Source organism: Plantactinospora sp. ZYX-F-223, assembly GCF_039649625.1.
In the GTDB taxonomy this organism is placed as follows: domain Bacteria; phylum Actinomycetota; class Actinomycetes; order Mycobacteriales; family Micromonosporaceae; genus Plantactinospora.
The window spans coordinates 26,112-43,744 of record NZ_JBDJAV010000035.1; the positions used below are offsets into that span (position 1 = coordinate 26,112).

Consider the following 17,633-nt stretch of genomic DNA (forward strand, 5'->3'; position numbering starts at 1 on the left):
GCTGTGGTTCAGGCCAGCGGTGCGGCCGGTGGCTGAGTCGGCGTGGACGCGCGCCGTATCAGCATGATGATCCCGCTCACCGCGATCACCAGCAACACCACCACCCCGAACGGCACGGCCAGCATGAAAGACCACCGCCAACTGAGCGTCCGCGCCAACAGCGCTCCAGCCACGGGTCCGAAACCCAGCCCCAGCACCACCGCGCCGGCGACGAGCGGCGCCGCCCACACACGCCGTGGGCCCGCCTGCGCGATCAGCACGGCCGTCACGCCCCAGGCCAGACCGGCCCCGAACCCGGCCACCGCGCGGCCGAGCAGCAGCGAGCCGCTCCCCGAGGCCAACGTGATCAGCACCGATCCGGGAACCATCAGGGCGATCGCGGGCAATCCGACGGCAGTCGGCCACCGTCGGCCGAGCAGAGCGCCGACCGGAACCGCCAGTAGCGCCGGCAACAGGTAGGCGACGAAGACCCAGAAGATCGCCGAGGCCGGCAGATCCATGTCCCGCCGCATCGCGGCCCATTCCGGCCCGACGGTGAGGGTGAGCAGGAAGGCACCCAGCGAGGCGGCGAGTGCGGGCCCGATCAGCAGCCAGGCCGGGCGTATGCCGGAGCGCGGGCCGTCTGGAGAAACCTGGTCGGCGGTGCCGGGAGAGGACGGGGTCACCCCGGGAGTGTACGGACGCGGTTCCGCGGCAGGCGAGGGTACCGGTGGTCGGCGAGGATCCGTCAGTTCGCTGTCACCGTCTCCGGCCGCCGTGCCCCGGCCCGGCCTGGGTGACCGAGGACTGCCGCCTACCCGTCGAGACGTGGCTAGGGGCCGGGCGCGACGCGCTGGTCCGGGAGCAATCGGAGCGTCACGGCATAGCGGCGACGGCGAAGCGCTGGACGTACCGTCGCTGCCAGGGTGTCTCGACGGCGTGCTTGTCGTAGTGCCGCCGGACGAACCCGACCGCCTCGTCCGCCGGTACCCCGTCGAGCACGGCGAGGCAGGCCAGCGCGGTACCGGTGCGCCCGCGCCCGCCGCCACAGGCCACCTCGACGCGCTCGGTCGCGGCGCGCTCCCACGCCTCGCGCAGCGTCCTCGCCGCCTGCTGACGGTCGCTGGGCAGCCAGAAGTCGGGCCAGCGCAACCACCGGCTCTCCCACCCGACCGGCGGTGGCGTGCGACCCAACAGGTACACGCCCAAGGTTGGCGGCGGCCCCGCCGGCAGGGGCCGGCGCAGGCCACGGCCACGCACCAGGCGCCCGGACGGCAGGCGCAGGATGCCCGCGACGGTCGGTTCCCAGCCAGTGATCGGCTCCATGATCAGATCGCTCCCGCGGTGTGAGGGGTACGTCTGGACGGCGATCATAGGAACCGGCTACGGGTGTGGTTTTCCGCACCCTACTGCTGGGGTTTTGCCGTTGCGGTCGGCGGTCCACCTCATGGCGGCGGCCTCGGCCGGTGCATAGCGTCGTCGGCATGGTGCTTTCGTCGCGTGCCTCGGTGCGTGTCGACCCGACCAGTCACCCGGCGGAGCACGGGCCGGGCCCACGCGCGGCGCGGACCCGGCCCGTGCCTGACCATCGCGGAATGAACCTTTTCAACCTCCCCTTGCGGTCCGGCGGACCGCAAGGTCGGCCGCGGTGTGTGAGTGCCGCGCGGTCCAGGTTGAAAAGGTTCAATGATCAGGCCGCGGTGCGGCTCTGGTCGGTGCCCCGTTGCTCCCGCCGGGGCGAGCAGCCCGAGCCGGAGGACGGCGGGCGGCCGGCTACCGGTTCCCGGCTCAGAAGTTGACGTCGGCGCACCAGTAGTAGGTCTGGTCGGAGTGGCTGGCCTTCCAGATGGTGTAGACGATGTGCCGACCGCTGCGCCCCGGCGCGCTGACGTTGATCGTGTTGGAGACGCCGTTCAGCACCGGGTCGTTCTCCCGGGTGCCGGCACCCGGCGCGTACCGACCGGTTTCCCGGACCAGTTCGAGGTTGTTCCAGCCCAGCCGCTGGGTGAGCGGGTTGAACCCCTGCCGGGTGACGTAGATCCGGAAGTAGTCCGCCCCGTGCAGCGCCTGGTCGTGGACCTTGACACCGAAGTTGGCGCCGACGCTCGTGGCCTGCCAGTTACCCGGGTTGTCCAGCGCGGCGTACCGGATGCCGCCGGTCTGCCCGGCGCTGCACAGTTGTCCGTTCGGCACGGCGGCCTGGTGGTTGCCGGCGACGCCGTCGCGGTACAGGCCGTTCCAGTTCCACATGGCGTTCGGGTCGGCCTGCCAGGCCTGCCAGCACATCGGGTCCTGGGTGGCCATCGCCGGGTTCTGGAAGTCACTGCCCCAGCGCTTCCAGCAGCCGTAGTTGCGCGAGGCCGGGTTGATCGTCGAACCGTGGGCACTCGCGGTGTCCTGCGTGACCACCAGGGCCACGGTGAGCGCGACGGCCCCGGCCACCGCGAGAGCGACGAGCCGCAGGACCATCGCGGCGCGACGCCGGGCCGGGTTGAGTTGTTGGGCGAGTGAAGACATGGGAATCCCCAGACGTCGATTGCACGAGCGAGTACGCGGGAGGCTGCCCGGCGCTCCCGCACCAACCACCCGGCTCCGGCGGCGGTGCCCTGAAACAGAGATTCACATCGATGCGTGCAGCTTGTCAATAGTTTAGAAAGCAAACTATCTCCGGAGGATCCAGAGCCTCCGAAGGTCGGTCACCGGTCTTCGGCGGCGCCGACTCGACGCCCGACGACGAGGTGTACCCGGGCCTGCGCATCCTGCCGGTAAACCCGCTCGGGTCCGAAGCGCCTGGCTCGGCCAGGCGCTTCACCCGCGAGGGCGAGCGAGCACTCCGTATCTGTTACGGTCGATGACGTGGCGACCCATCCGCACCCGCCACTGCTCCGAAGCATCTGCGACGGAGAGGAAGCACATCGATGAGTGCACTGTTCAACGCCCTGCGCGAACGGGTCGAGGTCAACGCGCGGCACGCGGTCGAGACGTACACCAACGAGGTCAGTGAGTACCAGGCGATGTCGCCCGGCGTCGACGACCGCATCGGGATGTACGACTTCGCGGTGTTCATCCGGCGCCGCTCGCTCGTCCTCGCCGCGGCCGAGCTGCCGCTGACCCAGGAGGACCTGGTGGGCATCGCCGCGGTCGGCCGCCAGCGGGCCGAGGTGGGACTGTCGGTGCCCTCGCAGCAGCAGGTACTCGGCCTGCACACCGCGATGATGGTGCGGGAGGTGCACGATCTGGCCCGCCCCGAGGACGTCACCGACCTGCTGCGGATGGTCGGCTGGCTCGGTACCCAGGGCGTCCGGGCTCGAAGCGCCTACCTGCGCGGCTACACCCGGGGCGTGGGTACCGCGCGGATGTTGTCGACGCGGCTGGAGATCCTGGCCCGCACCCTGCTCGCCGACGAGCCGGTGGAGCCGTTCGTCGCCGACCTGCGCCTCGCCGGGCAGTACCACATTTCGATCTTGAGAATGGCGCAGCCGACGGCTCCGGAGACGCAGTCCGAGGTGGTCGCCGCGTTCGCCGCCGACCGGGTCCCGGTGACCTGGCTCGCCGCCGACGAGCTCGCGGTGCTCACACCCGGCAGTACGCCAAAAGCAAGGATCCTTCAGCGGGTACGCCATGCGACGGCGCTGGTCGGCCAGCCCTGCGGCGTGGGTTCGGCGGAGGGCGTGGTGGGCGGACTGGCCGAGGCGCTGGCGTGGGCCCGCGAGGCGAGCCGGGTGGCGCCGCCGCAGGACCGTCCGGACCGGTTGCCGGAGATCGCGGACCTGTTCGTGGAGATGGCGGTGGCGCGCACGCCGGCACTCGACGGGTGGCTGCGCAGCTACGCGAAGGCGCTCTCCACCGGCCCGGACCTGGTGGCGACGCTGCGCGCCTATTACGCCAACGACATGAACCGGACGAGCGCCGCCACCGCGCTGCACATCCACCCGCGCACGCTGGACTACCGGCTGCGCCGCGTGCGCGAGGTCACCGGCATCGATCCCGGCTCGACCGTCGGGGTCCGGCTGCTGAGTGCGACGGTAGCGCGCACGCTCGCCGTGGCGCACTACGCGGACTGACAAACGTCACCGCGGACTTGCGCTCGGCTCACGAAGACGCGCCCCGTCCGGTGCCGAGACACTCTGCGCCATGTGGAGGAGACTCTTACGTGGCATCGCGGCGCCGGCCGTCGCGCTCGCAATGTTGCTGGCCGGGACCGCGCAACCGGCCCGAGCCAACGCCGACGGCATCAGCGGCCCGATCGTGGACGCGTCCCTGATCGCCTGGAACATCTACCGCTCCGGCAGCGCGACGCCGGAACAGATCGTCGAGTTCGTCCGGATCGTGACCGGCGCGCTCACCGGTCTGCACAACGAGGTGAACGAGCACATCGACGGCATCGAGGCGGCCGAGGTGCTGGGGCACGCCGACTCGGTCAAGATCGACATGCTTGACTACCACAACTTCCGGGACAACGAGATCGTCCTGGAGATGTTCGCCATGGAGGTCGGCCGCTACGCGCAGAACGCGAGCAACAAGTATGGGGCGGTCGGAAAGAAGGCCAAGGACCAGATCGGCCTCGGCGCACAGGTGCTCTACCCGATCCTGCTGGCCACCCGCACCGATGCCGGCTGGACCGGCGGGCTCAGCGACATCGCGGCCGTGTACCGCCAGCTCAACCAGAAGATCGTGGCCGACCTGGAACCGACGTGCACCCGGGTCAGCGACCCCGAACCCATCCCGGGCCGGATCTACGTCCGTCACGAGTGCACGGCGGCCAACGGCCAGACGGCCTACGCCGTCGACCACAAGGTCGGCGACACCTGGCACAGCGGGCCGGTCAACCTGGAGAACCTCAAGCTCGAAGCCGCCAAGAACTCCAGCTGGGCGGCGGCCAAGCACATCCTCGCCGGACAGGGACAGTAGGAGAGCAACGTGAGGAAACGACTGCGCAACTGCCTGATCGCCGCCGGCCTGGCCGTCGCGGTCACGGTGGTCCCCGCCGTACCGGCCCAGGCCGCGCCGCGCACCGGTGACGTGCGGGCCATGGTCTTCGACTGGACCAGCCTCGTCGTCGCGGTCGCCGGGCACCTGCTGTCCGGCGGCGGCTCCGAGGACGCCTCGCTGAAGGCGGCGGTCCAGCAGATCGTCGCCGCCGTGGAAGCCGCGAAGAACGACATCATCGCCCACACCGACCTGATCGCCAGCGCCGAGGTGCAGGCCTGCGCCCGCCAGCACACCATCGAGTTCGCCGACATCGAGAACATGTCGAACACGGTGCGGCAGCTCTGGGCGCAGAACGCGACGGGCTGCGCGACGCTGGCGACCGCGTACGTCAGCACCGTCCAGACCCCGCAGGCGGTCGACAACATCGGCCACGTCCTGCCCGCACTGTTCGCCATCGTGATCGCGGCTCGGGGCCGCGCCGGCCTGCCCAACGGCATCAACCTGGTCATCCAGGACCAGATCCGCAGCTACGAGGCGGTCGTCGCCAAGCTCACCCCGACGAACTGTGTGAAGAAGGGCCTCAAGGAGCCGGGCTTGCCGCGCGAGAAGTGGTGGGAGTGCACCGCCTACAACGGCGACTGGGGCCAGTCCCAGTGGGTCACCGCCCCGGCCGAACCCGTCCGCGCCCAGGCCGAGAACTCCGCCACCCGCAACACCAGCCGACCCACGGCCTTGTCCGCGCTACCCCAACTGCGCTCGTTGGGAGTCTGACCCGTTCTTCCCGGCCGCATGGTGTCGATCGACGCCATGCGGCCGGAGACGGCCCGGACACCGACGAGCGTTCCCCACCTCGCCCTACTTCGAGCCCGAGCCCTGGCCCCCAGCACGCCGACCTGGCGCGCTGGGGGCATCGTCATTGGACCTTTCAACCTGAACCGCGCGGCGCTCACGCACCGCGTCCGACCTTGCGGTTCGTCCGACCGCAAGGGGAGGTTGAAAAGGTTCATTGGACGGCCGCCGGTATCAGTTGGTCCGGCGAAGATCTGGTCGGCCATCCGGAGAGGGCTTCCGATGGTGTCGAAGCCGCCTGGCGGCCGGCATCCCCCAGTCGGCCGGTTACCGGCGGCGTAACGTTCCGGCGCCCTGCGGTCAAGTTCCGGGTGAAGACATCTGACGGGAAGGAGATCGGGTGGATGACGACCGATTCGCTGGGGACATCAGGCAGATCCCACGGGATCCCGCGGTTTTCCGGGCGTACTACCGGGCGCACTTCGACATCGTGCAGAACTACCTGGCCCGGCGGGTTCGGGAGCCGGAGCGGGTGGCGGACCTGACCGCCGACGTGTTCCTGGCCGCCATCGATGGCGCCCCCCGCTACCGGCCGACGAGAGGAACCGTCCGGGCCTGGACGTACGGCATCGCCCGGAACGTCCTCCTGGCTGATCTGCGGCGTACCGAACGTGAAAGGCGTGCCATCAGCCGGGTGGCCGGCCGGCGGCTGCTCACCGACGACGACATCGTCCGGCTGGAGGAGCGGATCGACGCACAGACGGCCATCCGGCGGATGCTGCCCGCCATCGACGAACTGACCGAGGGCGAACGGGCGGTATTGGAGTTCGTCGCCATCGAGGGACTCACCGTCGGCGAAGCGGCGGCGGCCCTCGGCATATCGACCGTGTCGGCGCGGGTCCGCCTGCACCGCGCCCGGAAGCGCCTACACCGGCACCCGCCCGGTCTCGGCGATGTGACACCTCATCCGATCATGGAGGTACCACGGTGAAGGACTCGACGTCATTCGAAGACCGGCTGCTGGCCGTACTCGAAACCGAGATCGCGCGGCGCTCGGCGGCGCCGGGCGCCGTCGAGCGGCGCCGGGGCATCCGACCGACGCGGGTCGGTGCGCTGATCGGTGCCGGGACGCTCGCCGCCGGCGCGGCAATCGGTATGCCAGTGGTGCTCGGCCAGGACGCGGGATCGGCGGCCTGGGCGGTCGAGACCCATGCCGACGGCTCGGTGGAGGTGAAGATCTGGGAGCTGAAGGACCCGGCAGGGCTGGAGCGCAAGCTGGCGGAGGCGGGCGTCCCGGCGTACATCAGCTTCGCGCCCGCCGGCACGGTCTGCGCGCAGCAGACCATACGTACTGACTTCTCCATGTCCGAGAAGGGCCTGGAAACCAACGGGTACGGCTTCATCGTCCATCCTGGCCGGCTGGATCCGGACGAGCGGTTGGCGCTGACCGCGTATGCCATGGACAGCAGCGACGAGGTGGCCGCCACGCAGGTCAACATCGTTCCGCTCGACGAGGAACGTTGCACGATCGTCCCGTTGGGCGTTCCGGGCGAGAGCACCGGTCCGACCCCGACACCCGGCAGGTAGGCACCGGCAGCCCGACCCGCAGCAGACAGGGGCGGCCGGGACTGGCGAACCAGTCCCGGCCGCCCACGTTGTGGCCGCAGGCGTTGCTACTGGTCGAGCGGCTCGACCCAGATGTTGCGGTACTGGACCGGGTTGCCGTGGTCCTGCAGCCGGATGGCGCCCGAGGCCGGACCCTCGGGCCGGCTGCCGCCGGTGGGGCCGAGGATCTCGACGTCGTCGTGCACCGTGACACCGTTCCAGACCAGGGTGACGCGCGCGTTCTCGACCTTGTTGCCGGCCGCGTCGTAGCGGGCCTGCCGGTAGACGATGTCGTACGTCTGCCAGCGCTGGGGCGGCAGCGCCGCGTTCACGTCGGGAGCCTTCTGCAGGTATATGGCTGCGGAGTCGTTGGTCTGCGGCGGGTCGATGCCGAACGAGTCCAGCACCTGGATCTCGTAGCGGTCCTGCAGGTACACGCCGCTGTTGGCGCGCGCCTGGCCGGTCACGTCCGGCGGGTACAGCGGCAGGTTGAACTCGACGTGCAGGCGGAAGTCGCCGAATGCCTGCACCGTACGCAGGTCTCCGTTGCGCACCGTCATGGCACCGTCGGCGACCGTCCACTCTGGTTCACGCCCGTCGCTGTGCTGCCATTCGGTGAGCTCACGGCCGTTGAACAAGGTGATGCGCTTGCCGTGCGGCCGGACGGCGAGCACGTCGAGGTTCACGTGTCCGGAGTCCGTGGCCTCCTTACGGTATTCGATCACGTTACGGCCCTTGCCCAGGCGCACGCTCGTGGTGACCGTGCCCCACTCCTTCCAGGTCACGGTGGAGGGAAAGACCGTCTGCTCCACCCGTTCGCCGTTGACGTACAGACTGAGCTGCTTCTCGCCGGAGTAGGGGTTCGGGCCGTTGCTGTAGCGCATCGCCAGGTCGTACGTCCCGCTCGCCCGGACGTCGACGGCGATCCTGGTCGACGAGCCGTCCTGGGCGAACCCGGCGGCGAAGCCCGCACCGGAGTAGCCGGCGTGGTCGGTCGCCATGCCGACACCGGCGGTCCGGCCCTCCTCGGCCTCGAAGAACGTCTGCGGCTGCACCACGCGACCCGGAATCTCGTTGAGCGTGTACCAGGCCTCAGTGTTCCACAGCTCCTCGCCGTCGGCCGAGCTGAACGGGCGAGGTGAGCGCACGTGCACCACGCGGTTCTCCTTCAGGCCCGGGATCTTGAGCTTGACGGTACGGCGGTCCCGCGACAGCTCGGCCCTGGTGACGTCGAGCGTCTCCAGCTCCAGCTTGGGCCCGCCGTACTGGCTCGTCGCACCGTAGCGCCACTGCGTCACCTGGTAGGCATCCGCGAGTTCCTGCGCGGTCTCGGTCGACAGCGGCTCGGTGTACTCCAGCTCGAACCCGACATGCGACGCGCGCATCTGCTTGACCTCGAACACCGAGCTGCGGTTGGGCGTCAGCTTCTGCAGGCCGTAGGTGAGCTTGCCCTCCTGGCCCCAGTTGCCGCCGGCGCCCAGGCCGCCCACGTAGATCGCGCCGTCGGGGCCGAGGGCCACCTCGTTGACGCCGGACTCCAAGCCCTGCGTGTGCCGGAACACCGCGCCCTGGTACTGGCCCTCGATCTTCTCGAGGAACACGCGCTGCAGGCCGCCGTAGGTCACGTCGCCGACGACCAGCTGCCCCTGGTACGGCCCCTGCCGCAGCAGCACCGGGGTGGATGGCGAGTTGGCGATCTCGTTCTGCGGAAGCCAGACGATGGGACGCGTCACCGGCTCGTCGTCGAACGGGCCGGCCGGGGTGGTGTAGTGGTTGTAGAACCCGCCCGGCTTGATCTCGACCAGCTTGGACGCGGGTAGCCAGCCTCCCTGGTTGTCGGTGACGAAGACCTCGCCCCGGGGGCCCCAGCCGATTCCGTTGGGGGTACGCAGCCCTCCGGCGACGTACGTGATCTTCCCGGTCCTGGCGTTCACCTTGATCGAGGTACCCCGGTTCGGCGCGGGCTGAGGAACCGTGGTGGCGCCACCCAGGTTGATGGCGACCGACAGGTTGAGGTAGAAGTATCCGTCCCGATAGAGCAGGCCGAACGCGAACTCGTGGAAGTTGCCGCCCCACGGCCAGGTGGCGACCGTCCGGCGGCTGTCCGCGGCGCCGTCGCCGTCGGTGTCGCGCAGGGCCGTCAGCTCGTGCTTCTGGCTGACGTACACCGTGCCGCCGACCACGGCAACGCCCTGGGGTTCGCGCAGCCCTTCCGCGAACTTGCGGTAGGTCACCTGCTCGGGGCCGGTCCGGCCGGTGGCGCCCTCGACCACGTAGACCTCGCCGGTCGCGTTGTCGGTGCCGCCCCAGGTCGAGATCACCAGGTCGCCGTCGGGCATGAAGGCCATGCCGGTGACCTGTGGCTGGACCCCCTGTGGACGCAGGTCGGTAAGGGTGTAGCCGGGGTGCACCCGGTCGAGGGGCAGGCCGTCGCCGGCCGAGTCGGTGGCGCCCTCGCAGTACTTCCACCCCGGCGCCGTGACACGCACGACGCCCGCGTCGGTGCTCAGCGCGGAGGTCGGCACGAGCTCGAAGTGGTCGGTGCCGGGGACGCGCCACTCGAGCCGCAGTACCTGGCCGCCGCCGTTGTCGAAGAACTCGACGAACAACGGGTGCAGGCCGGCGCTCAGGGTGACGGACCCTTCCGCGGAGGTCTCGCCGTGCAGACCGTCGTGGTCGATGACAACCTGGTTGCCGATGGTCAGCCGTGATCCGTCGTCACTGGTGAGCCGGAACGTGTAGCTGCCGTCGACGGGCGCGGCGAGGTTGGCGACGGCATGACTGATGAACCGGTCGGAGAGGCCGAACTCGTCGGTGGTGGACCAGTTGATCTGCGGCATGAGCTTGTCGACGTTCGGGGTCTGGGCCGGTTTGAGGGTGCACAGCGCCGACAGCGGGACGCCCATGTCGAAGGAGCGCAGGGTGACGCCGGGTTCCTGTGGCGGGATGTCGGCGGCGACGGGCGCGGCCATGGCCGGGGTGACGGTGGCGGCGGCAGAAAGGATCGCCAGAGCGGCACCCGCGAGCGCGGCTCGACCGCGCGGGTGCCGTCGGTTCGGTGCGGTCACGGTTCCTCCTGATGGGTGCGGATCCGGTAGGACAGCGGTCGGGCAGCTTCCTTCCGATGAACCGGTCGGATCGATCTCGCAGCACAAAAGATAGGTCGATGACCGTACCACTTTGGATCAAGTCATCGAAACTTTCGGAGGAATGAGTAAAAGTCGCCCCAAGGTTCTTGTACCGACGTTATATAACAATGGTATGCTGCCGGCATGAGTCCTCGACCGGCCGATCCCAGGGTGCGTACGATGCTGGTCGAAGCGGCCGCGCGGGTGCTGGCCCAGGAGGGTCCCGCCGCGCTGACCAGCCGCCGGTTGGCGGCGGAGATCGGCTCCTCGACGATGGCCGTCTTCAGCCGGTTCCAGAGCATGGCCGAGGTTCGGCGGGCGGTCCGGGAGGAGGCGTTCGGCCGCCTCGACGCGCGACTCGACGCGGTGCCGGCCTCGGACGACCCGGTCGCCGACCTCGTCGCGGCCGGCGCGGTCTTCTTCGCCAGCGGCGTGGCAAACCATCACCTGTACCGGGCGATGTTCCTCGACCCCCCACCGGAGGACGACAACCTCGGCGCCGCGACCTACGAGCGGCTGGTCGCGGTGATACGCCGATGCGTAACCGCTGGTCGCTTCCCGGCCGCGCATGCGTCCCTGGTCCCGGTCTGGGCGGCCCAGATATGGAGCATGCGACACGGCATGGTCACCATGACGGTCGCCGAGCTCCTGCCGGACGAGCAGGCGCGGTTCGTCCTCGACGACATGACCTTCCGGCTGCTGATCGGCTACGGGGACGACCCGGCACGGGCGAGGCGGTCGATCGAGCAGGGAAATCGCGCCGCAGCCGCGAGTCAGACACATCCACAGTGAACCTTTTTCGACCTGGACCGCGCGGCGCCTACGCACCGCGTCCGACCTTGCGGCCCGTCGGACCGCAAGGGGAGGTGGAAAAAGGCTCAGGGAAGGGGAGCCCGATGCCGTCCGACAACAACACAGACAGCGACCGCCCCGCTCAGAAGGCGGCGGCGACAACGGTGTGGGAGCGTACCGGCGGCCTGACCGGGCTGATCCAGTCGTCCCTGCCACCCACGGTGCTGGTGATCAGCAACTCGTGGTGGGGCCTGTACCCGGCGATAGCCATCGCCGTCGGCACCGGTGTGCTCGTCACCCTGGTGCGTGTGCTGCGTCGCCAGCCGCTGCGTCCGGCATTCGGCGGGTTCGTCGGCGTGGCGATCTCCGGGATCCTCGCCGCACGCAGCGGAGAGGCTCGGGACTTCTTCCTGGCCGACATCTGGTGGTACTTCCTGGCGTCCGTCGCCCTGGTCATCTCGATCGTGCTACGCCGGCCGCTGGTCGGCGTGCTCTGGAGCGCCACGCAGGGGGTCGGCTTGTGGTGGCGCCGGGACCGTCCGTCGCTGCGACGGTACGACATCGCCACCGCTGTGCTCGCGGCCGTGTTCGCGGCCCGGTTCATCGTGTTGCAGCGGCTCTACGCGCAGAACGAGGTCGGCTGGCTGACGGCCTCGAAGATCGCGATGAACTATCCACTATGGGCGGTGGCGCTGGTCGTCGTCGTCTGGGCCACACGCCACGCGGACCACCGCCTCGGCTACTGCCGTAGTCGTTGACCCGGCGACCGGCCCGCCCCGGTGGCACGTAGGCGCACGCCAGCACGTCGTCCAGGGCCGACGCGCGGCAGCAGCACCCGGTCCAGCGCTGGAACCTCCCAGCCCGGCGAGCCGCTCCACCCGCACCTCGGCGGCCGCACCGGGCCGTTCGCCTGACACCGGGGCAGGAGTTCGCGGCGGCGGCCGGCTGTGGGATCCGGCCGCCGCCGGAGGAGGCCGGATCTCACGAGGAGGCGGCGGTGCTGGCGTCGGCGTAGCGCAGGACAGCGCCGACGCCGTGTTCCAGCGGGGCCTCGCCGGGACCGACCAGGACGAGACGGGCTCCGGTGCCGACGATCGCCCGCAGCAGCGCGGCGTCTGCGCGTACCTTCTGCGGTTCCTGGACGCCGGCGTCGCGCAGCGTCTCCTCGTCCACCGCGATCAGGCTCGGGTCGTCAGGGCCGATCCAGAGGGTGTCCGTGGAGGACGAGTCGTTGACCAGCAGTACGGTGTCGACCTGTCCGCGCTGGAGCGTGGAGACCAGGTCGACGAGGCCGGTGGCCGCGGCGTGGTCACCGCGTTGGGCCCGATACCGGTCGATCGTCTCCCGGACATGGCGAGCCGCCACGTCTGCGATGGCCTGGACCGTCACGTCGTCCAGGGCGTCGTGGTCGGCTCCGGCACGCCGCGAGCCGGCGTCGGTCCGTACCACCCTGTCCTGCCAGCGCCTGGGTAGTTGTTCGACGAACGTCTGCACTGCCCGCACGTCCCCGCCGAGGACGATCACCTCGGCACCGACGGACTCGGCCAGGTCGACCGCGGCGGCGGCCATGTCCCCCGCGTTGCGCTCCCAGGACTCCTCGGCAGCCCGTTGGTACCGGCGGTGCGACCACCCGCCGACCCGCACCTTGCGCAGTGGAAAATCTTCGCCGCCCTCGACGGTACGGCGCCGAGGCGCCCTGCCGACCGCGAGCCCCTCAAGGTCAGCACCGGTACGGTCGGCGAGCACCCGGACGTAGGACACCTCCTCGCCCCGCTGGGCGAGCAGCGGCATCGCGTGGGGCAGCGCCTCGTAACGGGCCTCGTCGCTGGGCGGAGGTGCCGGCAGCGGCTCGACCATGACAATCTCGCCGGCCTGGGCGAACACCGCCAACCCGTACTGGCCGGGTTGGTACGGCTGGTCCCGGAGGGCGCTGTCGATGGCGTTCAGGGTGCCCTCGTCGGCGCCCTGACCAGCCAGCCGGTCGCGGAGCGCGCGCCACCGCAGATCGACCTGGCGGTCGGCGTTCTCGACGGACCGGGTCGCGTCCAGGTAGACGGACGCCCACGGTCCCCGGCGGTCGAAGAGCGGACGCAGGAACTGCACATCCATGACAACCTCTTCTCTCATCGGTCTTTCCGGATACCCCTACCCCGGCGCTCCGGCCAGTCACACCGGTTCCGACTCCCGTACGTCTCGGATCGCCACCACCACACAGAGTGAACCTTTTTCAACCTCCCCTTGCGGTGCGGTGGACCGCAAGGTCAGACGCGGTGCGCGAGCGCCGCGCGGTTCAGGTTGAAAAGGTTCAGTGCTGGTCATGCCGCCGAAGATCGACCCAACCGCCGCACTGGCCGTCCGAGCGCGATCATGCTCGACCGTGCGCGGGGCAGGCAGGTTTGCTCGGATGGATCTGGGGCATCGGAGAACATGCCGGCCGACGCTCTGCACCCGCCGTTGCCGGCGCACGTGCAGCTCGAGATCACCTCGGCATGCAACCTGCGCTGCGTCATGTGCCTGGTGCGGTACCGGCCGCCGGTGAACAAGCTCGCCGGTGCCATGCGGCCGGAGCTGTTCCACCGGATCCTGGACCAGGTGCCCACTCTGAACCGGCTGACCCTCCAGGGACTCGGCGAGCCGCTCCTGTCGCCGTACCTGATGGAGATGATCACGGCGGCGGTCGCTCGGCGGATCGTCGTCGGGTTCAACACCAACGCCACCCTGCTCAACCGCCACCGGGCCGAAGAGCTGGTGGACAGCGGGGTCGACTGGCTCCATGTCTCGCTCGACGGCGCATCGGCAACCACCTACCATGCGGTCCGCGACACGGCTGACTTCGACACCGTCGTCTCGAACCTCGCCGGGCTCGTCCGGGCCAGACGCGCTGCCGGCAGCAGCACCCCGTGGGTCCGGGTGGTCTTCGTCGCGATGCGCGACAACGTCGCCGAACTACCCGACCTGGTGCGCCTGCTCGGCCGCCTCGGCGTGGACGAGTTGCACGTGCAGAACCTCTCGCACAGCTTCTCGGACACCGACCCGACCGGCCGCTACCACGAGATCCGCCGGTTCACCGCGGAGCAGGCGCTGTGGACCGGGCAGGACGGCGACCGGGCGGCCGCCGTCTTCGACGAGGCGAGGCGGGTGGCGCGGGACCACCGGGTACGGTTGCGTCTGCCGCGCCCGGGCACGCCACCGGTGACCGGGGTGCCCGACGGCCGGGGCTGCTCCTGGCCCTGGGAGGCGGCCTACGTCACCAGCACCGGCGTGCTACAGCCCTGTTGCATGGTGATGGGCGACGACCGGGTGTCGCTGGGACGGTTGGCCGAGCAGAGCTTCTCCCAGATCTGGTACGGCGATGCGTACCGCGAGTTCCGCCGGCGTCTCTCCGGCGACGACCCACCCGACGTGTGCCGGGTTGCTCCCTCTACCGGCACACGTTCTGACCTCGGACGTCAGGTTGCCCGAGCCAGTGCACCGCGCAGTACCGTTAGCGTCACCATGCCCGGATCGGCCTCCGACACGTGGGCAACCTGGTCGCCGCCGAGGTAGGCGTCACCGGCCATCAGCCCGGCGACATCGACCCGCAGATATCCGGTCGCCATCAGGCGTTCCGCCTCGCCGGCTGGCGCATCCGGCCGCACGTCGGTGCCGGGCTGCTGCACGGCGGAGACCGTCCCGACGGCTTCGCCTGCGGCGTCCACCACCGACATTCCCGGGTTGACCTGGGCGATGGGCAGCGGCTCGGTCGGCATGCCGGGCACGGCCGGCTGGTGCGGATGCATGCCTACCTCGTTCCCATGGCCTGCCAGGACGAAACCGAAGGTCTGTCGTCACTCCGCGAGCCATCGGCGAACCAGTGCGAGGTCTGCCCCGGTCAAGCCGATGTAGGGGTCGATGCGATGCAGCAGGGCCCGCGATGGATGCTCGGTCGAGACCCATCTCCGGTCGGCGTCGGTTATCTCGTCGTCCAGCCAGACGAACGGACGTCCGGCTGCCCACCGGGTCAGGTACATCGTCTTCCAGTGCAGGCCGGCCCGCGGCTCGTCGTCCGAGTCGGGCCAGTCCACGACCGGCAGTTCCGGGAGACCGATCCGCGGCGAGATGACGTCGTTGGCGTCCGCCATCCACGTCGTCGCCCAGACCAGCTGGCATCCCAACTCCAGGAGCATCCGCCCATCCTCCGGACGGAGCCGGTCAAGGAGCGGGTTCCCCGTTGTGTCGGGTGGACTCGACCCGGCGGGGCGTGCGGGACGTCCAGGGTTGGCGGGCCGTGCGACCAACGGGATCAGTGGTCCGTCCACGTCGAGAAAGATCAACGGACGGTGCGCCGGGCTCGACACCATGGGGTGAACCTACAACCACCACTCAACGCCGGCCGATCAGGCCAGACCCCTGTCTCTGCCTTTCTTGATCTTCCTGGTGTCGCGGAGTTCGACGAACGGCTCCTCGTCCTCAGGGTGCCCGCCGGCAATGGCGCGGCCACGGTGCAGTTCGGCGTCGAATTCGGCGCCGAGCAGCACCGCCAGGTTGGAAATCCACAGCCAGACGAAGAAGATGACGACGCCACCCAGGGTGCCGTAGGTCTTGTTGTAGGTGCCGAAGTTGGCGACGTAGAACGCGAACCCGGCCGAGGCGATGATCCAGACGACGACGGCCACCAGCCCGCCGGGGGTGATCCACCGGAAGCCGCCTTGGCGGGCGTTGGGCGCGGCCCAGTACAGGATGGCGAACATCAGGCTGACCAGCACCACCAGGATCGGCCATTTGGCGACGTTCCAGCCGGTGATCAGCGCCGAGCCCGCGCCCAGGGCGTCACCGACCCACTCGGCGAGCTTGCCGGTGAAGACGACCGTCAGAGCGCTGACCGCCAGCAGGATCCCGACCACGATGGTGACCGCGACCCGGATCGGCAGGGTCTTCCAGATCGGGCGGCCCTCGGGTACGTCGTAGATGGCGTTGGACGCGCGCATGAACGCGGCGATGTACCCGGACGCGGACCACAGCGCGACGACCAGGCCGATGACGGCGAACAGTCCGGCCGTGCCCTGCGCCTCGATGAGGTTGCGCGCCCCGGTCTTCAGGATCTCGCCGACCGGGCCGGGCGCGATCCTGCCCATGTCGTCGATCAGCGGTTGAAGTACCGAGTCGCCGATCAGGCCGAGCACCGAGACCAGGACCAGCAGGCCGGGGAAGATCGACAGCACCGCGTAGTAGGTGAGCGCGGCGGCCCAGTCGGTCAGGCGATCGTCGCCGAACTCGCGCACGGTACGCCGCAGGACGCCCCACCAGCCCCGTACACCGAGCTTGGTGGGCTGGTCCGGAGCCTGTCCCGCCCCGTGCGAGCCGGCCTGCGGCGCCGACGCGCCCCGACCCCCGCCGGTCGGTTCGCCGTCGGCGGTCTGGTGGTCGCGATAGGCGCGGTCGGTGCTGTTGTCCACCATCGCGGAGCCTGCCTCTCAGGTCTCGTAGCGGCCTGCCTCTACCGCGACCACCACCGCCGCAGCCGGGCACCCTTGGCCGCGCGGCGGCGGCGCACCAGCAGCACCGCTGCCAGGGCGGTGACGAGCCCGGCCAGCACGCCGACGTACTGCGCCGGCCGCTGTCGCGCCTTTCCGACGGTGCGCCGGGTGGCCTCCTTAGCCCGCACGGCGGTGACCTGGACGGCGTCCTTCGCGCCCGCCACGGCCGCCTGGGCGGTATCCGCCGCTCGGTCCTTGACCTGCCCGGCTTGGCCCTTGACCTCGGCGACCTTTTCCTTGGCACGGGTCTTGACGTCCGCCCGCTCCGCCAGATGCTCGACGGTGTCGCCCAGCTCGGCCCGGGTCTGGGCGATGTCGGCACGGATCACGTCCGGGTCGTCCGTCGGCGGTACATCCGGCACGCCTGTGGCCGTGGTGCGGGTATGCCCGCTCTTACCGGTACTCGTGCTCATGGGTGTGCCCTCTCCTTCATCTCATCGATGTCGGCCCTGACGCTGCGGACCGCTTCCTCGGGGACCGGTGGGCTGGCCTGCCGCACCTGCCGGCGGCCCACGAGGGCCAGCCCGGCGGCAGCGGCGAAGAGCACCACGGACACGATCAACGCGGCCAGCCAGCCGGGCATCGCCTCGGCCGTCGCGAGGATGACGCTGGCCAGGAGCGCCGCCACCCCGTACAGGGCGACCAGCCCGCCGCCGCCGAACAGGCCGGCACCGAGGCCCGCTCTCTGACCCTTCTCGGTCATCTCCGCCTTGGCCAGCGCCAGCTCGTCCCGGACCAGGCGCGAGATCTGCTCGGCGGCTTGGCGGACCAGTTCGGCGGTCGACGCCTGCGCGGGACCAGCCGGGCCGTCCCGGGTGAGGTCACTCATCTCGTCCGCTCCCTTCCGCTGACTGACGGATATGCCCCACCGAGGTCCTGCTCAAAACGACGG

General features: G+C 70.1%; 18 protein-coding genes. 8 read left to right on the forward strand and 10 right to left on the reverse strand.

Going from position 1 to position 17,633, the window contains the following annotated elements; all coding sequences use genetic code 11:
• Window positions 1-8: 8 nt before the first annotated feature.
• The 3 genes from AAH979_RS29970 to AAH979_RS29980 all read right to left on the reverse strand — a co-directional run bounded on the left by AAH979_RS29970 (window position 9) and on the right by AAH979_RS29980 (window position 2,496).
• The gene (locus AAH979_RS29970; protein ID WP_346261487.1) at window positions 9-665 is read right to left on the reverse strand and encodes an MFS transporter; all 657 of its coding nucleotides are present in this window, start codon (window positions 663-665) and stop codon (window positions 9-11) included.
• Window positions 666-855: 190 nt separating this feature from the next.
• Window positions 856-1,305: a protein-tyrosine phosphatase family protein gene (locus AAH979_RS29975; protein WP_346261488.1), complete on the reverse strand. Its 450-nt coding sequence runs from the start codon at window positions 1,303-1,305 to the stop codon at window positions 856-858.
• Window positions 1,306-1,767: 462 nt separating this feature from the next.
• A complete protein-coding gene (locus AAH979_RS29980) occupies window positions 1,768-2,496 on the reverse strand; it encodes a lytic polysaccharide monooxygenase (RefSeq protein WP_346261489.1) in 729 nt (242 codons plus the stop codon).
• 401 nt (window positions 2,497-2,897) lie between these two features.
• Here AAH979_RS29980 and AAH979_RS29985 point away from each other — a divergent pair, with 401 nt between their 5' ends.
• From AAH979_RS29985 to AAH979_RS30005, 5 genes are all read left to right on the forward strand, one after another.
• A complete protein-coding gene (locus AAH979_RS29985) occupies window positions 2,898-4,043 on the forward strand; it encodes a helix-turn-helix domain-containing protein (RefSeq protein ID WP_346261490.1) in 1,146 nt (381 codons plus the stop codon).
• A 70-nt stretch (window positions 4,044-4,113) separates the two neighbouring features.
• On the forward strand, window positions 4,114-4,890 hold the full coding sequence (locus tag AAH979_RS29990) for a hypothetical protein (protein ID WP_346261491.1): 777 nt from the start codon (window positions 4,114-4,116) through the stop codon (window positions 4,888-4,890).
• A gap of 9 nt (window positions 4,891-4,899) precedes the next feature.
• Window positions 4,900-5,682 carry a hypothetical protein gene (locus AAH979_RS29995; protein WP_346261492.1) on the forward strand — a complete coding sequence of 261 codons (783 nt, stop codon included), beginning with the start codon at window positions 4,900-4,902 and terminating at the stop codon, window positions 5,680-5,682.
• A 418-nt stretch (window positions 5,683-6,100) separates the two neighbouring features.
• Complete coding sequence (locus AAH979_RS30000; RefSeq protein ID WP_346261493.1) at window positions 6,101-6,691, forward strand: RNA polymerase sigma factor; 591 nt, start codon at window positions 6,101-6,103, stop codon at window positions 6,689-6,691.
• Window positions 6,688-7,287: a hypothetical protein gene (locus tag AAH979_RS30005; protein ID WP_346261494.1), complete on the forward strand. Its 600-nt coding sequence runs from the start codon at window positions 6,688-6,690 to the stop codon at window positions 7,285-7,287. The genes AAH979_RS30000 and AAH979_RS30005 overlap by 4 nt, the downstream gene beginning before the upstream one ends.
• 86 nt (window positions 7,288-7,373) lie before the next feature.
• Here the strand turns inward: AAH979_RS30005 and AAH979_RS30010 are convergent, their stop codons facing one another.
• Window positions 7,374-10,373, reverse strand: a complete 3,000-nt coding sequence (locus AAH979_RS30010) for a family 16 glycoside hydrolase (RefSeq protein WP_346261495.1) — start codon at window positions 10,371-10,373, stop codon at window positions 7,374-7,376.
• A gap of 204 nt (window positions 10,374-10,577) precedes the next feature.
• Here AAH979_RS30010 and AAH979_RS30015 point away from each other — a divergent pair, with 204 nt between their 5' ends.
• Together AAH979_RS30015 and AAH979_RS30020 are read left to right on the forward strand one after the other, a co-directional pair.
• Complete coding sequence (locus AAH979_RS30015) at window positions 10,578-11,225, forward strand: TetR family transcriptional regulator (RefSeq protein ID WP_346261496.1); 648 nt, start codon at window positions 10,578-10,580, stop codon at window positions 11,223-11,225.
• A 104-nt stretch (window positions 11,226-11,329) separates the two neighbouring features.
• Complete coding sequence (locus AAH979_RS30020; RefSeq protein WP_346261497.1) at window positions 11,330-11,983, forward strand: DUF3159 domain-containing protein; 654 nt, start codon at window positions 11,330-11,332, stop codon at window positions 11,981-11,983.
• Between the two features lie 223 nt (window positions 11,984-12,206).
• Here AAH979_RS30020 and AAH979_RS30025 read toward each other — a convergent pair whose 3' ends face one another.
• Window positions 12,207-13,334 carry an ROK family protein gene (locus tag AAH979_RS30025; protein ID WP_346261498.1) on the reverse strand — a complete coding sequence of 376 codons (1,128 nt, stop codon included), beginning with the start codon at window positions 13,332-13,334 and terminating at the stop codon, window positions 12,207-12,209.
• Between the two features lie 318 nt (window positions 13,335-13,652).
• Here AAH979_RS30025 and AAH979_RS30030 point away from each other — a divergent pair, with 318 nt between their 5' ends.
• Entirely contained in the window at window positions 13,653-14,771 is a 1,119-nt protein-coding gene (locus tag AAH979_RS30030) for a radical SAM protein (RefSeq protein WP_346261499.1), read from the forward strand.
• Here the strand turns inward: AAH979_RS30030 and AAH979_RS30035 are convergent.
• From AAH979_RS30035 to AAH979_RS30055, 5 genes are read right to left on the reverse strand one after another with little or no spacing between them, the layout of a single operon-like run.
• Window positions 14,675-15,004, reverse strand: a complete 330-nt coding sequence (locus AAH979_RS30035) for a hypothetical protein (protein ID WP_346261500.1) — start codon at window positions 15,002-15,004, stop codon at window positions 14,675-14,677. The genes AAH979_RS30030 and AAH979_RS30035 overlap by 97 nt on opposite strands.
• Window positions 15,005-15,052: 48 nt before the next feature.
• A complete protein-coding gene (locus AAH979_RS30040) occupies window positions 15,053-15,565 on the reverse strand; it encodes an HAD domain-containing protein (protein ID WP_346261501.1) in 513 nt (170 codons plus the stop codon).
• 36 nt (window positions 15,566-15,601) lie between these two features.
• Window positions 15,602-16,663, reverse strand: a complete 1,062-nt coding sequence (locus tag AAH979_RS30045) for a YihY/virulence factor BrkB family protein (RefSeq protein WP_346261502.1) — start codon at window positions 16,661-16,663, stop codon at window positions 15,602-15,604.
• Between the two features lie 38 nt (window positions 16,664-16,701).
• Entirely contained in the window at window positions 16,702-17,154 is a 453-nt protein-coding gene (locus AAH979_RS30050; protein ID WP_346261503.1) for a DUF3618 domain-containing protein, read from the reverse strand.
• A complete protein-coding gene (locus tag AAH979_RS30055) occupies window positions 17,151-17,570 on the reverse strand; it encodes a phage holin family protein (RefSeq protein WP_346261504.1) in 420 nt (139 codons plus the stop codon). Before AAH979_RS30055 ends, AAH979_RS30050 begins: the two co-directional genes overlap by 4 nt.
• Between the last annotated feature and the right edge of the window lie 63 nt (window positions 17,571-17,633).